Source organism: Pantoea sp. SGAir0418 (assembly GCF_043529865.1).
The window spans coordinates 62,002-73,947 of sequence record NZ_CP027913.1; the positions used below are offsets into that span (position 1 = coordinate 62,002).

Here is an 11,946-nt window from a genome sequence, read left to right on the forward strand (position 1 = left end):
GCACCAGTTGAACATCCGGGGGCAAAGCCAACTGGAAGAGGCAGGCAGACTCCACGCCTGTTCCTGGATGGCGTTTAATTTTATATAATGGTTAATATCGAAAAGTCCGGCGCCGTATAAGTGATTAACTGAGGGCCATGTTAAAACTTAAAGTAACTCCAGCAGAATGGACACCGGCAATATAATGACGTTCACAGCAGTCAGAACGGAAATGTTTTACTGTGTGGGCGACTGGCACGCTATCGTGCTGGTATATCTGGCACACACCAGGGACACATATTCGTTTAAATTATGAATAATATTTCGGTATGAATCAGAGGCAGTGACGGGCATCTTTCCTTCAGTCAGGACTCACTTTTAATTAAAAAGAAACCCTTAAAGATATCGCTCATTATCATTTGCTGGATACCCCGCGCGGTGAATACACTCCTGCCAGCTTAAGGCGCCCGAAGAGTTGTATAAGCATGATACGTTGCTATGGTGAACCTGATACGGGCAGATGGGTTCTGCCAGCCTTGTGAAAGTATTTTTACGTGCATGGTCTGATACAAGAACACCTGAAGCTAACGCACCCGAAATCCGTATAACATGAAAACATAATCAGATTACTTCTATAAACAGCCGCACATTAGTCACTTATATCAAACCACAAAGGTTCATTATATTTTACCTTATTTATCTATAGATCATGACGACAGATGTAATTTAATTAATCCCATCCCATTTGATATAATTAAGATATGGTTAACATCATTCTCATTATTTAAGCGAGGTGTAAACGTGTTGTACAGCGAAGACATGACCGGTCACGCAGTTATTGGTGAAGCAGCTGTCAATCTTGCCGTGCGTGAACAGGAAATAACCATCGACTCTCTCCTGACGGAGCTTAACGTTATGCTGAGAGCTGAGGAGCTCAGCAGTCGTATTGCCCGCATCAGTGCGGCAATAACCTGGCTGCGTGATTTCCTTACCGTGGGCGCCCGCGGCGGCGCGGCTCAGAGCTGGATGCTCTCCGATGCTGGAGACCTCAGTGGCGGCGGCGAGGCGACCATTCGCCTGCAGGCTGATGAAGACGATGAGATGAGATAACTACTCCACTATGGCGGGCGACGGGCGCCCGCTCTGCTTTGTGCATTAAAAGCTCAGCTGGATGCTGACTCAGACAGAGTAGCGCGGTTAACGAAGCGCTTTTCTGCCTCCCCTCCTATAATGATACTGACGCCAGGCCTGCGCTGCGGATGCAGTTCACCCGGCAACACAACAAAAATTGCGTCATTCTTTCCAGCGCCGTAATCCGCTCAGGTTGCTCCGGCAGGGACCTTCACAGCATGAAAACACAAATTCCGTAACCGTCATTCGCGACCGCCTGCAGAACTGTGGCGAGGCGCTGGCGGCAGAGCGTGGAGAGCTTGAGGCGGCCATTAAGGCGATTCTGGCCCCGGGCGGCAAGCTGACCAACAAAACGCTCATCATGCACGTCATTCGCGAGCTTGAACGCGAGCAGGACACGCAGCGGCAGGCGGTGCTGCTCAACGTGCTGGAGCTGGTCGTGACCCACACGCCGGACGACGCCGGCGGCCAGGCTGTGTGAGGCTGGAGCCGGGTCAGGGCTACCCTTCAGTTCATTTTCCCCGCAAACAGCCGGATGGCCCGGTTGCAGGCCTCGCGCAGGGTAACATCGGCGCTGGACTCCTTCAGGCGCCAGAGCGTACCGATGAGCTCGTGCGGGTTCACTGTTTCGCCCCTGCGCAGTATCTGCCTGATGGCCAGCCCGATGGCTTCGTGCATCAGGTCCTGTATCTCACGTTCGTTTTTCAGATGCGCTCCGCTTATTGGGGATATATACAGTGTATCGCTTTAAGCGGTGCGCATAAATACGTACGAAAAAAAACCGCCCGGAGGCGGTTAAATAAGGGGGATGGCACCCCGGTCGGGCGGGATATCTCTGTCGCCGCCCGGCACCTCGTCCTCGTGACCGGGCTCGGGTACCCCGTCCGGCAGGGGCGTGGCGTCATCAGGCATCGGGTGTTCAGACATGCAGCGCTCCCGCGGGGCTACTTCCCGCCCTTCTGCTTCATGGTGTCGCTGTCCCTGGTGTCTTTTTTGTTGCCCGCGGGCAGCTTGCTGTGGTCGGCGTCTTTGCCATCCTTCACATTTTTATCGTTACGGTCAGCCATGGTTACCTCCGTCACCCGGTATCGGGTAACGTTAAGTTTAGGTCCGTGACGGTATCTGACGTGAAGAATTTTCCGTTCTGTGACTTAAGCGTAAAAACGACCCGTTACGGGGCCGGCAAAAGCGTGGAATCCCCCGTCTCAGTCCTGCTGTCGTCTACGCACAGCCGGCAGATGGAGGCCCGTACGCTCAGGCGCTGTGACGCAATCTGATACGCGTGCCGGTAACTGATGGCCGAGCCCAGAAACCGTCGCTCCGGGTGGTCTTCGAGGCATACGCACCCTTTCACGTGAAGCGGGTCCTGCTGCCCTATCCTGAGCAGATCATAAAACTGCCACATATCTCACTTCCTTCCCTGTTAAAGCAGCCACTGTATGCCTGGTTATATAACGGACGGAATTAATTTCTGTCGCGATTTAAGCAGCACGCAGGGGTGACAATAAAGCCAGTTCCCCACAACGGACGTTGACTGCCTTCAGTCCGCTGTTGTACCCACATAAATGATTTTCCGCATGCATTGCCCACCCTCCCCCGCTTTTTTCCGATTCTTACGCTGTCCGCTCCGCGCCTCGTTTACTGCCATATACTTGACTAATCAGGCGGGTATTTCACAGCCGGGGCACGCCGGTCACCCTCTTTTCCATCGCCTGTTGCAGCACACATTCAGGCCTACCTGTCCGGTAGCGGTAACCGGTTTAAGTCAGAAAAAGAGACACTGGACGACATCATCCGCACCATCCTTGCAGAGGGAGTACCGATCAGTAACAAAACCGTAATCATGCAGATCATGAGACAAATTACGGATGAAACGGACGGGAGCAGGCAGGAAACGTTGCGCATACTTCTTCAGCTGGTCGTGGGATATATGCCAGACGACCCGGCATCTGAAGGGGGACTTGCTGTCGGTCACGCACGGTCGGCAGAAGCAGCTTCCTTTCATTCAAAACAGCCACTGTATGCCTGAATACATCGCGGGGAAATGTCTGTGTCGGTTTAAGAACAGAACTATCGGAGGGTGTCGTCCCTGACAGGTTCTCCGGCCGGTACACGCCTGAGCGCGACCGCTGAGGTCATCTTCATCGTCGTCTTCCGGCCAGAGCCGGACTACGTCCTTTGGCGTCAGTTCTTCTCGTCGTTCAGGCCCGCAAGGGTCTGCAGGTACGGCACGTGCCGGACGGCCTGCTCCGGCTCGTGAAAGCTCTTCAGCCAGCTTCTGGCTTCGGATATTTCAGTGAGCCGGTTATCGCTGCCGCCGGCCTCCGCCATGTGTCCGAGCTCGGCAATAAGCGATTGCACGCTTATTTCCTTTTCGCCCAGCGCCAGGCTCAGTGCCGCTTCGCCAATAATGACGTGCCCTTTCCCGTCGTGTTGAATAGACAAATTTACTACCTCCGTTTTACGTTGATGACAGCCTCACGTCACACTGTAGACCCCGCTGACGAAAGCGCCCGGAGGATATTCTGAAAAAACCTTATTCCGTAATAATTTATTTCAATAATTATGATGAGAGAGCTCCGCGCGTAAGAATTTATCGTTTCTGACGCTCCCTGACGTTCATTCAGCCTGTCACCCTGCCCATTACCGGTGCGGTTTGAGAAAGCGCGCCGGGCTGCTAAGGTGCCCATGACAATCTGCGGCAATACGGAGCCTCAAATGCTTACAACCATAATTTACCGGAGCCACCTCGCCGATGAGGTGCCCGTCCGCATCCTGCCGGGCATGGTGGAGAAGGCCAGCCTGCTGAACGCCCGGCATCAGGTAACGGGCATCCTGCTGTTTAACGGTACGCACTTCTTCCAGATCCTGGAGGGCCCGGAGGAGGGCGTGCTGGACATCTACGCTCGCATCTGCGCCGACCGGCGCCACCACAACGTGGTTGAACTGATGCGCGACTACTCACCGTCGCGTCGCTTCGGCAATCACGGCATGGAGCTCTTCGACCTGCGCCACCACGACAGCGGCAGCGTGCTGCAGGCGGTGCTTGACCGCGGCACGTCTAAATACCGCCTGACCTATGACGATCGCGGCCTGCAGTTCCTGCGAACCTTCGTGGAAGCCCGGGAGAAAGAGAACTACTTTGAGGTCCTGCCCGCCGACTACTGGGACTTTGTGCCGGACGAGAACGGGTCACCGGCCCCGGCAGCGGGCGTCACCTTCCGCCCGGTGGTCGACCCGCTCGGCCGTGAGGTCACGGCCCTTGAGGCCCTGCCCGGTGACGCGCCGGCGGGGCTCTCCGGCGAGGCGCTGTACGAGCACAATCTCGCGGCGGTCACCGGAGCGCTGAACAGGGCCGGCAGGTCGTGCCCGGACAACATCATGCTGTACGTCAGCATTCTGCCCATGACGCTGGTCGCCCTGCCGGACGCCGTGGGCCGGCTCGTGAGCACCATCGACAGCGCCGGACTGGTGCCGCAGCAAATTATACTGGGCGTCAGCGAGACGGAGGTTATCTCCCGGCTGGAAGCATTTTCCGCAGCGGTGCGGCAGCTGAAGCAGGCCGGTATCAGTCTCTCAATTGATAACTTTGGTGACGGCTCAGCCGGGCTGTCGCTGCTGGCGCACGTGCAGCCGGACCGCGTACGCATCGGCGCCGGGATCGTGCGCAACATTCACCGCAGCGGCCCCCGTCAGGCGGTGGTGCACGCGGTGCTGCGCTGCTGTTCAGCGCTGGAGATCAACGTCATCGCGGCAGGCATCGAGCAGCCGGAGGAGTGGATGTGGCTGGAGGCGGCCGGGGTCACTGATTTCCAGGGCGCGCTGTTCACCGCAGAGGGCGCGGCCGTCGCCTGGCCGGAGACCCGCGAGGCCGTATGAGGCAAGGTGCAGAACAGGGGGCCTGCTGGCCCCGGATGATTAACAGGCGGCGGCCTGCTGAGGCGGATGCTGCGCGGCCATGACGGCCGCCGGCACGTCGGCCTTTTCCTGCCGCAGGGTTCTGCCGCGGTTGGCCTTTTCAAGCCAGGTGCGGAAATGCGTCATCATCGCCGCCGCGTGCTGCGCGTCCGGCGTACGGTAAATCAGCAGCCGGCTTTTGGTCTGGTTTGTGCAGTCGATGGCGTAAATCTCGATGCCGGCGTCGCGCTGCTCGCTTTCAATTGCTGTAAAATGCATCTGAGGCCAGCGGTTCACCTTCAGCATAAACTCACTTAAAATCATTTTTTTTCCTTTTATTGTTTTAAAAACGATACTCTTTCACTGGTCCGCCCAGTGTAGAACGGGTTGCAGACTCTGCAAGCCGTCAGCGGGATATCAAGCGTAAAGGATTCGTAAGCCCCCTGTCTCAGCACCGGAGATAACTGCAGCATGCGCCAGCGGGAGATCTCCGGCAATCTGCCGGTGGGCTATCAGTGCAACAGGCAATAACACACAGGAGAAGCAGCCATGCTCAGCGAAGACAGGCTAAGCCACATCGCCGGTCATCCGGACAGCCATGACGCAGAGGCCGTGGCGATGGCGCAGGAGATCCTGCAGCTGCGCCGCACGCTGGGCGCGCCCTGGGCCGTGGTACAGCCGCTGGGCGCGCTGTATGTGGAGGACGGGAACGCGGCCATGATCTGGCCGGCGAGCCTGGCGGAGCACGGCGACGTCTGCCTGTACCGCCTGGAGAAGCCCTCTCCGGTGGCGGAAGCCGCGCCGCCCGCGGCAAAGCAGCGCGGCCGGAGAAAGAAAATGCCGGCGCAGGAGTAAGTTCCCCTCATAACAGCGCGACCGTGCCGCGTCCTGACGCTGCGTCGGAAAAGTTTTCTGCATGACAGAGTCCCCGTTCATGTTCGGGCCCGCTGCGCTGTGGTAAGCTCTGCGCCCGAAACCTGCTGCCGGATAACCCCATGAAAAATGACTTTGAAGAAAAAATGGCCGACATCATGATTGGCGAGGCCGTTACGGCGCTGCTGGACGAGGACGTCGCCATCAGCTGGGCCGTGCTGACGGAGCGCCTGCGCGCGGCTATTGAGCATGAAACGGATGAAGACCGCGTTCGCGCGGGGCTGCGCGCTATTGAAGAAGTCCGGCGGGAAATGCAGATTCGCACCGGTGAAAAGACCGGGGTGACCGGCGCTGACGGTCTGTCAGCGCAGAAGCTTCACTAAGGTCACCCGGGGCGCTGCGGTATCCCCGGGTCGCCTTTCTGATATACTGTACACTTATCCACCTTACGGACGGAGGTCATATGAACGATGACACCACCGCCGAAGATATCTACGCCGTTATCGGAACGGTCGTGGCGCGCCTTCTTAAGCCGGACCAGCACCTTACCCTTCACGAAATTACCAGCGCCCTGCACGGCATGGGCGAAGCGGCCGGCGCGGCGGGCGTGCGCGAAAGCTGCGAACGCGCCGTCAGGCTGCTGGCTCAGCAGATGCACTGACCTTCGGATTACTCCCGTTCTGACGTGCACCGCGCGCGTAATGACGGTGACGTGCCACACTGAGAAGTGTGAAATCGTTTAAACCGGGAGATGCCTGTGAAAGTCTGGATTGCCGTTACCCTCGCCGCCGCCGTCAGCTGCTCCGTGTGGGCCTCAAAAGGGGGATTCGACTCCCCGGCAGCGCTGGCCGCCGCGCACGCTGTGCAGCAGAAGTAGCCTCAGAAGCCCTCGTCTTCGGGCGTTTTACCCACCACTATTTCCAGCGCGCTGCGCAGCACGTCAAGCTCGACCACGTCTGAAGTGCTCTCGAGCTCGGCGATAAGATAAAGAATGATCGCTTTGCTGGTGACCTTTTTGCCGTGAATAACGATGTCGCGGATGACGGCGTCCAGTACGGCGGTCTCGGCGGCCAGCGCGTCGCCGCCGCTGCGGAAGTGCTGGATGATGTCGGCTTCGGTGGTGGTGTGATGTTCGTTAAGCTGCATGGTGTTATCCGTCAGGCCCTGCGGGCAAAGGTGGCCAGGCTGATGCCTGAAATAAAAACGGCCACCCTCCGGTGGCCGCGTCCTGCGGGCATCCTGCCGCTCTCCGCGCGGTGCGGATATCAGTGCTTCTGAATATCTGTCACTGTCATTTCTTAACGTTGCTGACCGGGCCGCTCGGAGCACTCAGTGCCAGCACGTCTGCGTCGCGGCTCTCGCGCGACTGTGCAAATTCACTCTGCACCTTGCCCAGCGCCAGGGCGATGGCTTCACGCCTTACCGGATTCGTCTCGCCGCCGCTCATGGCGCGGAGCTGTCTCGCCACGCCGTCTGCGCTGATGTGATCTTCACTGCTCAGCAGTGCGACGACGGCTTCGCCCAGCACAACGTCGGCGAGGCGCGTTAAGGTTAAATCTGTATTCTTCATACCCGCATTTTCCGGCTCATGCCCCTCCGGGCAGGATGGCAGGACGGCCATTCCGGGCGGTCCTGAAGGCACGCAGCGGTCGGCGCTTCATTACGGCGGGGTAACTCAGCGCTCAAAGAGCATGCCAATAAGCGTCTGGTAATGACGCTCTTCTTCCAGGCTGGATGCGACTTCGAGGCGGCGCAGCAGCTTGGTGCAGATGGCCTTACGGTTAAGGTTCTTGCCTGCGCGCAGGATTTCAACGACAATCTGCCCCAGCGTTTCCTGCTGGGTCGGCGCCGATGCCTTGCTGAAGTAGTGCGCAATGTCGCTGGCGGAATCCGGGAATCTCGTATTGCTCTGACGCATGGTGAACCTCTCGGTGGTTAAAATGTAGTCGGCCCTGTCTGACCGTAAAGTTATACAACCAAATCAAACTTGTACAGCAATTGTGTTGTTGTACAGCTTATCTTTTTGTGCAAAAAGTGCTAGATGTTACTTAACAGTAACTTAGGTGAGTATCAGCGCGCGAATGATGAGCGGGTTAACGAAGGGGTTGTACAGCGGTCAGAACAGCATGGTCAGCTCAGGGGCCGGGGCACAGGAAAGAAGCCTGCCCGGTGTCACCCGGACAGGCGGAGGGGTGTCTTCAGTGCCTGAAGCCGCGGCCCGCTGCAGTGATCCATCTCAGCTCGTCCCGGTTGCCCGGTAATGACTCAAACCCGCGGAGCCAGCGTTTCGCCCCTCTTATCTGCACGCAGCGCGCAGGATTTTTCTCGGCGGCGGCCATCTCAGCCAGCTCGCGGATAAGCGAGCCAACGGTAATGTCCACATTATTCATCGCCAGATGAACCGCCGCTTCGCCAATAATCATCTGGTTCTGGTCATGGTTATTATCAGGCATGCTCTGCTCTCCCTACGCCTTATTACGGTATTTCAGTATAGTCGCCTGACGGACTGAAAACCGGTTCCGTTTAAATACTTTCCGCGCATTATCCCGCCAGTCAGAATTACGCTCAGCCGCACAGCAATAAAAAACATACTGAATTCAGATGCCTGACAGGTTATCAGAGGTAACTGTCGGAAAATACTGAATAAACCTTATGTGTGGTCTGAAATCGTTTTCATCCTGAGGTGCAGTCTGAGCATGTCTTTGTTTCGGGATTTAATCTCAGAAGAGGATTTAACAGGGCCTGAAAAAAAGGGAGGATAAGCCTGCAAGGTACTGACCGTTAATATGCGCCGCATATAAGAAAAATCAGGGGGTAAGTCCGGGTGGTTATTCTCCTTCAGCATCAAAGATGATTAGGAAATACAGATTTCCTAATTAAGCGCGCCGGGATAAAAATTTACTTCCGGCGCGCGTGCTTGTGGTTTTATTTAAACTTCAGGCTTTGGGCCACGCCGGCTGATAAGCCCGCCTTTACGGCCGGCCTCGCGCGCGCGATCGGGGCAGTTTTTGAAGTTGCCGCCGCTGGCGGCGCCGCCCTTGCTGCCCGCCTCAGAGGCGCGTGCCGGGTCGGCCGCGAAGTTTCCGGCTCCACCGCGTCTTACTGCTGTCATGATGTGTTCCTCAGATAAGAGTTGTCCTGTATATCAGACGGTTATAGTGTGGCACGTCTGTACAGGACTGCCTGTCTTCAGGACACTTTTTTTCAGGGGTATGACGGCGGACACGCATTACCGGGTGGCTGAATCTGAAATGCGGGCACGCCGGACCCTCGCGCTTGCGACTTCAGCGATATGTGCCAGGCTGTGTGCGCGGAACGGCGCGTGACACCCCTCCGGATGGAGAGTTGTTCTGCAGGCGCGCCGTGCCGCATTCGTATTACTTCTGCGCAGCGTTCAGGGGGTGCGTGCTGATGACAACCCGTCGCCGCAGGTGGCTTTCAGGCTCCGCGCCCCAGCAGAAGGCGGCCCAGTGGCCGCAGAACGCCAGCCAGCTGCGCACCGGGTGGAGGCAGCCCGACTCGCCCGTGCCGTCCCATACGTACACGTAGTGCTCCGGGTCGCGCAGCGCCCAGGCCACCATCCCCTCCCACATCACCTTTGCCGCGTTCGTCTGCGCGCTGTCGGTAATAATAATCGACCAGCGATGCAGAAAATGGCAGAAGAACCGGCGCGCAAGGCCGTGCACCGCCCCCTCGTGCTGCGGCTGGCGGGTGCGCCAGACCATGACCTGTATGCAGGCGCGCTCCGGCGAGGTGAAGTCTTCAGTTTCTTCCAGCCTCACCGCATACACGGTCTCCGGCTCGGGCTCTTGCGTGACCAGCCTGAACTGTCGCTCTGCTCTGTTCTGCCAGAGGGCGTAGCCGAACGGCGTCACAAACCCGGGCAGCGTAAACGGCTCCACGTCACGGGCAAGAAACGCGCGGGTGTCGGCCCGGTTGGTGTCTTCCGGATTCAGTACCTGACTGAAGCTGGTATCGGGCAAGGTAATGGGCATGCTGTCGTCCGCCGTTACTTTTCTGTTCACTGAGCCTCCCTGATAACCGGAGCGTTAATTTATGTCGCTGAATTGTCTGCAAAAACGAATGGTGCTGTTTAAAAGACAGAGCACCGCAGGATTACTGCTGTACACGCGCCTTCACATCGGTTACTTTGCGCACGACCTCATTCACTACGCACGGGTATTTGATGCGACAGGACGGACTACCGCCGGAAAAAGAAGCCGGATTGACCGGTTATTTCAGCCAGGTCACTCACCCCTGCCAGATTGAGCTGCTGGGCCGCATCACCGTTGAGATCCTGCGACAGGAGCGGCGGCTGACGCGAACCGCTTTATGCCTCAAGTTGATAGCGCGCCTCGATGATTCCGGCGATGAGGCTGAGGCGGAACACCTGACGGCTCTGCTCCGGATGCTGTTTAATCGCTGAGTCCGGGATGTACTGCCGGCAGGGTGCCGGTTAAGTTATGTCCGCCAAAAAAAAGAGAGCGGCAAACGGAATGCCGTGCAGTCATTGCGCATAACAACGGTTCGCAGATGCCGGTTACAGATAAACCAGACCTCGTCTCGGTCATTGGAAAGAATGAAGTATGCGTCCGACGTTTCCGAAGGGTTAAAGCATCCCAGCGCCCGGTAGGCCGTCGTGAGGCTGAACCCGCTCAGCAGCGGCCGCGGCCCGCCGGTCAGCTCTTCCACCCTGAGATACAGCCCCTGTTCCATCCAGAGCATGGCCACCTCCGTAGCGCATCTTCATTCTTCAGAAAAAGTTACGGTGCCGGGTGCCTCCCGGTGATTCAGAAAGGCTACCACCTGAATCGCGCTTTTGTTCCTGCTGTACCTGTGTAGCCTGGCCCCGTCGCACAGAGGGATTCACCGTGTTCAGAGCATAGCAGCCCGTTGGATTTTATTTTCTGACTTCTAAAAAAATAGCCAGACAGGCCCATGGTTACTGCTGCAGATGTCCAGTCAGAACCATTTTTTGGCCCGTTTTTCTGAACAGAGTCATGAAATTTTCGGATCATATGAACCGGGCAGGAGTGGCCGTTTAAATTGTGCGGCTGCTTTACTCTGACGTCTGGGTATTTGCATTCACCTGGCTATCCATGCCGCAAATTCAGTGGAGCGCCTGCAATTATTTCTGCAGCCGTCAGAGTGCCGGAAATCAGGTTGCCGTATCCCGAAAAAGCCCCGGACGTGCCCGGGAATAATTCAGTGATTTGCCTTAACTGAGTCTGGATTTCATCCAGCCGGCGCTTTCATCATGGTACCGAGTAAACAGTTGTCAGACCGGCCTCTGCAGCCTCGGGGCTGAAAGGCGGGAAAGATGTATGCGCCAGACACTACGATGAGGCAGATGTTTCATTCTGTTAATTTCTTGACGCCATACAGATTAATAACCCACGCTTAAAAAGCATACCCGGCATGATGACTGGGTTAACCCATCATTCAACAGACGTTATTAAGGATTAATTATGGTTGATAAAGCAGAAATTCTGGACCATGCGCAGGTAGTGGACGTTGACGGCGAGCACGTGGGTATTGTTGACCACTTTGAGGGTGATGACAAAATTAAGCTGGCGAAAAGTGACCCGGAAGCCGGCGGTCAGCATCACATCATCCCCTTCAGCTGGGTTAAGGAAGTGGATGACAATAAAGTCATTCTTTCCAAATCTAAAGATGAAATTGAAAGTGAGTGGCAGGCTGTGTGATTAAACGCCGCGGCTGTCATACCGCGGCAAATTTTGTTAGAGCTATAGCAATTGGATGGTTGTATCAGAAAGTGACTCACTTTCGTCTTTGACTTTGCCCATGCTGACACAGCCAGATGAGTTGTCTGCAAAAAACGAAGCCCCGAGTTTTTCAGCCGCATTCAGCATACCTATCGCCAGGTCTCTTAGCGCTTTATCTTCATCTGCAAAATTTATTAGTGATAATTCTGAGACGATAGTCTTTTTAGTAATACGCAAGCCTTTACCGGCGGCCATCAAGACTGCACGGCCGAGCAAATCACTCGCTAGGCTCACTATCTTTTCTTTTTCTTCCATGCGGATCATATATCTTCATATTGGG

The 11,946-nt window shown here is 56.5% G+C and carries 21 protein-coding genes; 9 read left to right on the plus strand and 12 right to left on the minus strand.

What is annotated here, in order from left to right; all coding sequences use genetic code 11:
- Nucleotides 1-780 precede the first annotated feature (780 nt).
- Nucleotides 781-1,089: a hypothetical protein gene (locus tag C1N84_RS22595; RefSeq protein ID WP_394542024.1), complete on the plus strand. Its 309-nt coding sequence runs from the start codon at nt 781-783 to the stop codon at nt 1,087-1,089.
- A 178-nt stretch (nt 1,090-1,267) separates the two neighbouring features.
- Nucleotides 1,268-1,591: a biofilm development regulator YmgB/AriR family protein gene (locus C1N84_RS22600; protein ID WP_394542025.1), complete on the plus strand. Its 324-nt coding sequence runs from the start codon at nt 1,268-1,270 to the stop codon at nt 1,589-1,591.
- A 26-nt stretch (nt 1,592-1,617) separates the two neighbouring features.
- Here the strand turns inward: C1N84_RS22600 and C1N84_RS22605 are convergent, their stop codons facing one another.
- Together C1N84_RS22605 and C1N84_RS22610 are read right to left on the minus strand one after the other, a co-directional pair.
- The gene (locus tag C1N84_RS22605; RefSeq protein ID WP_394542026.1) at nt 1,618-1,788 is read right to left on the minus strand and encodes a hypothetical protein; all 171 of its coding nucleotides are present in this window, start codon (nt 1,786-1,788) and stop codon (nt 1,618-1,620) included.
- Nucleotides 1,789-2,054: 266 nt separating this feature from the next.
- Nucleotides 2,055-2,177 (minus strand): hypothetical protein, encoded by a 123-nt coding sequence (locus C1N84_RS22610; RefSeq protein ID WP_254919502.1) that lies wholly within the window; start codon nt 2,175-2,177, stop codon nt 2,055-2,057.
- 671 nt (nt 2,178-2,848) lie between these two features.
- On the opposite strand from C1N84_RS22610, the gene C1N84_RS22615 reads away from it, so the two are divergent.
- Nucleotides 2,849-3,139, plus strand: a complete 291-nt coding sequence (locus tag C1N84_RS22615) for a biofilm development regulator YmgB/AriR family protein (RefSeq protein ID WP_394542039.1) — start codon at nt 2,849-2,851, stop codon at nt 3,137-3,139.
- A gap of 155 nt (nt 3,140-3,294) precedes the next feature.
- Here C1N84_RS22615 and C1N84_RS22620 read toward each other — a convergent pair whose 3' ends face one another.
- Nucleotides 3,295-3,555, minus strand: a complete 261-nt coding sequence (locus tag C1N84_RS22620) for a hypothetical protein (protein ID WP_045816976.1) — start codon at nt 3,553-3,555, stop codon at nt 3,295-3,297.
- A 273-nt stretch (nt 3,556-3,828) separates the two neighbouring features.
- Between C1N84_RS22620 and C1N84_RS22625 the strand changes: the two genes are divergently transcribed.
- Complete coding sequence (locus tag C1N84_RS22625) at nt 3,829-4,989, plus strand: diguanylate phosphodiesterase (protein WP_394542027.1); 1,161 nt, start codon at nt 3,829-3,831, stop codon at nt 4,987-4,989.
- A gap of 39 nt (nt 4,990-5,028) precedes the next feature.
- Here C1N84_RS22625 and C1N84_RS22630 read toward each other — a convergent pair whose 3' ends face one another.
- Nucleotides 5,029-5,313 (minus strand): hypothetical protein, encoded by a 285-nt coding sequence (locus C1N84_RS22630; RefSeq protein ID WP_058973853.1) that lies wholly within the window; start codon nt 5,311-5,313, stop codon nt 5,029-5,031.
- Between the two features lie 243 nt (nt 5,314-5,556).
- On the opposite strand from C1N84_RS22630, the gene C1N84_RS22635 reads away from it, so the two are divergent.
- From C1N84_RS22635 to C1N84_RS22645, 3 genes are all read left to right on the plus strand, one after another.
- A complete protein-coding gene (locus tag C1N84_RS22635; protein WP_222952490.1) occupies nt 5,557-5,862 on the plus strand; it encodes a hypothetical protein in 306 nt (101 codons plus the stop codon).
- A 140-nt stretch (nt 5,863-6,002) separates the two neighbouring features.
- Nucleotides 6,003-6,263 carry a hypothetical protein gene (locus C1N84_RS22640; protein WP_222952491.1) on the plus strand — a complete coding sequence of 87 codons (261 nt, stop codon included), beginning with the start codon at nt 6,003-6,005 and terminating at the stop codon, nt 6,261-6,263.
- An 80-nt stretch (nt 6,264-6,343) separates the two neighbouring features.
- Nucleotides 6,344-6,541 (plus strand): hypothetical protein, encoded by a 198-nt coding sequence (locus C1N84_RS22645; RefSeq protein WP_039337089.1) that lies wholly within the window; start codon nt 6,344-6,346, stop codon nt 6,539-6,541.
- Between the two features lie 218 nt (nt 6,542-6,759).
- On the opposite strand, the gene C1N84_RS22650 is transcribed toward C1N84_RS22645, so the two are convergent.
- The 6 genes from C1N84_RS22650 to C1N84_RS22675 all read right to left on the minus strand — a co-directional run bounded on the left by C1N84_RS22650 (nt 6,760) and on the right by C1N84_RS22675 (nt 9,905).
- Complete coding sequence (locus tag C1N84_RS22650) at nt 6,760-7,026, minus strand: biofilm development regulator YmgB/AriR family protein (RefSeq protein WP_222952492.1); 267 nt, start codon at nt 7,024-7,026, stop codon at nt 6,760-6,762.
- A gap of 145 nt (nt 7,027-7,171) precedes the next feature.
- Nucleotides 7,172-7,450, minus strand: a complete 279-nt coding sequence (locus C1N84_RS22655; protein WP_282955175.1) for a hypothetical protein — start codon at nt 7,448-7,450, stop codon at nt 7,172-7,174.
- A 105-nt stretch (nt 7,451-7,555) separates the two neighbouring features.
- Nucleotides 7,556-7,798, minus strand: coding sequence for a regulatory protein YcgZ (gene ycgZ / locus C1N84_RS22660; RefSeq protein ID WP_039337534.1), 243 nt, complete (start codon nt 7,796-7,798; stop codon nt 7,556-7,558).
- Nucleotides 7,799-8,078: 280 nt separating this feature from the next.
- Nucleotides 8,079-8,333, minus strand: a complete 255-nt coding sequence (locus tag C1N84_RS22665; protein ID WP_394542030.1) for a hypothetical protein — start codon at nt 8,331-8,333, stop codon at nt 8,079-8,081.
- Nucleotides 8,334-8,809: 476 nt separating this feature from the next.
- Complete coding sequence (locus C1N84_RS22670) at nt 8,810-8,992, minus strand: con-10 family general stress protein (protein WP_039337529.1); 183 nt, start codon at nt 8,990-8,992, stop codon at nt 8,810-8,812.
- Between the two features lie 265 nt (nt 8,993-9,257).
- Nucleotides 9,258-9,905, minus strand: a complete 648-nt coding sequence (locus C1N84_RS22675; protein WP_346303671.1) for a hypothetical protein — start codon at nt 9,903-9,905, stop codon at nt 9,258-9,260.
- A 161-nt stretch (nt 9,906-10,066) separates the two neighbouring features.
- On the opposite strand from C1N84_RS22675, the gene C1N84_RS22680 reads away from it, so the two are divergent.
- The gene (locus tag C1N84_RS22680) at nt 10,067-10,306 is read left to right on the plus strand and encodes a biofilm development regulator YmgB/AriR family protein (protein ID WP_222952497.1); all 240 of its coding nucleotides are present in this window, start codon (nt 10,067-10,069) and stop codon (nt 10,304-10,306) included.
- A gap of 35 nt (nt 10,307-10,341) precedes the next feature.
- On the opposite strand, the gene C1N84_RS22685 is transcribed toward C1N84_RS22680, so the two are convergent.
- The gene (locus C1N84_RS22685; protein ID WP_394542032.1) at nt 10,342-10,605 is read right to left on the minus strand and encodes a hypothetical protein; all 264 of its coding nucleotides are present in this window, start codon (nt 10,603-10,605) and stop codon (nt 10,342-10,344) included.
- 743 nt (nt 10,606-11,348) lie between these two features.
- On the opposite strand from C1N84_RS22685, the gene C1N84_RS22690 reads away from it, so the two are divergent.
- Nucleotides 11,349-11,585, plus strand: a complete 237-nt coding sequence (locus tag C1N84_RS22690; RefSeq protein WP_282955182.1) for a DUF2171 domain-containing protein — start codon at nt 11,349-11,351, stop codon at nt 11,583-11,585.
- 42 nt (nt 11,586-11,627) lie between these two features.
- Here the strand turns inward: C1N84_RS22690 and C1N84_RS22695 are convergent, their stop codons facing one another.
- On the minus strand, nt 11,628-11,921 hold the full coding sequence (locus tag C1N84_RS22695) for a hypothetical protein (RefSeq protein ID WP_394542033.1): 294 nt from the start codon (nt 11,919-11,921) through the stop codon (nt 11,628-11,630).
- Nucleotides 11,922-11,946 lie beyond the last annotated feature (25 nt).

Excerpts from the sequence above, each read along its gene's own strand:
- C1N84_RS22605 (WP_394542026.1), bottom strand. The coding sequence starts at position 1,788 with ATGCACGAAGCCATCGGGCTGGCCATCAGGCAGATACTGCGCAGGGGC.
- C1N84_RS22610 (WP_254919502.1), bottom strand. The coding sequence starts at position 2,177 with ATGGCTGACCGTAACGATAAAAATGTGAAGGATGGCAAAGACGCCGAC.
- C1N84_RS22625 (WP_394542027.1), top strand. The coding sequence starts at position 3,829 with ATGCTTACAACCATAATTTACCGGAGCCACCTCGCCGATGAGGTGCCC.
- C1N84_RS22630 (WP_058973853.1), bottom strand. The coding sequence starts at position 5,313 with ATGCTGAAGGTGAACCGCTGGCCTCAGATGCATTTTACAGCAATTGAA.
- C1N84_RS22635 (WP_222952490.1), top strand. The coding sequence starts at position 5,557 with ATGCTCAGCGAAGACAGGCTAAGCCACATCGCCGGTCATCCGGACAGC.
- C1N84_RS22640 (WP_222952491.1), top strand. The coding sequence starts at position 6,003 with ATGAAAAATGACTTTGAAGAAAAAATGGCCGACATCATGATTGGCGAG.
- C1N84_RS22645 (WP_039337089.1), top strand. The coding sequence starts at position 6,344 with ATGAACGATGACACCACCGCCGAAGATATCTACGCCGTTATCGGAACG.
- C1N84_RS22650 (WP_222952492.1), bottom strand. The coding sequence starts at position 7,026 with ATGCAGCTTAACGAACATCACACCACCACCGAAGCCGACATCATCCAG.
- C1N84_RS22655 (WP_282955175.1), bottom strand. The coding sequence starts at position 7,450 with ATGAAGAATACAGATTTAACCTTAACGCGCCTCGCCGACGTTGTGCTG.
- ycgZ (WP_039337534.1), bottom strand. The coding sequence starts at position 7,798 with ATGCGTCAGAGCAATACGAGATTCCCGGATTCCGCCAGCGACATTGCG.
- C1N84_RS22665 (WP_394542030.1), bottom strand. The coding sequence starts at position 8,333 with ATGCCTGATAATAACCATGACCAGAACCAGATGATTATTGGCGAAGCG.
- C1N84_RS22670 (WP_039337529.1), bottom strand. The coding sequence starts at position 8,992 with ATGACAGCAGTAAGACGCGGTGGAGCCGGAAACTTCGCGGCCGACCCG.
- C1N84_RS22680 (WP_222952497.1), top strand. The coding sequence starts at position 10,067 with ATGCGACAGGACGGACTACCGCCGGAAAAAGAAGCCGGATTGACCGGT.
- C1N84_RS22685 (WP_394542032.1), bottom strand. The coding sequence starts at position 10,605 with ATGCTCTGGATGGAACAGGGGCTGTATCTCAGGGTGGAAGAGCTGACC.
- C1N84_RS22690 (WP_282955182.1), top strand. The coding sequence starts at position 11,349 with ATGGTTGATAAAGCAGAAATTCTGGACCATGCGCAGGTAGTGGACGTT.
- C1N84_RS22695 (WP_394542033.1), bottom strand. The coding sequence starts at position 11,921 with ATGGAAGAAAAAGAAAAGATAGTGAGCCTAGCGAGTGATTTGCTCGGC.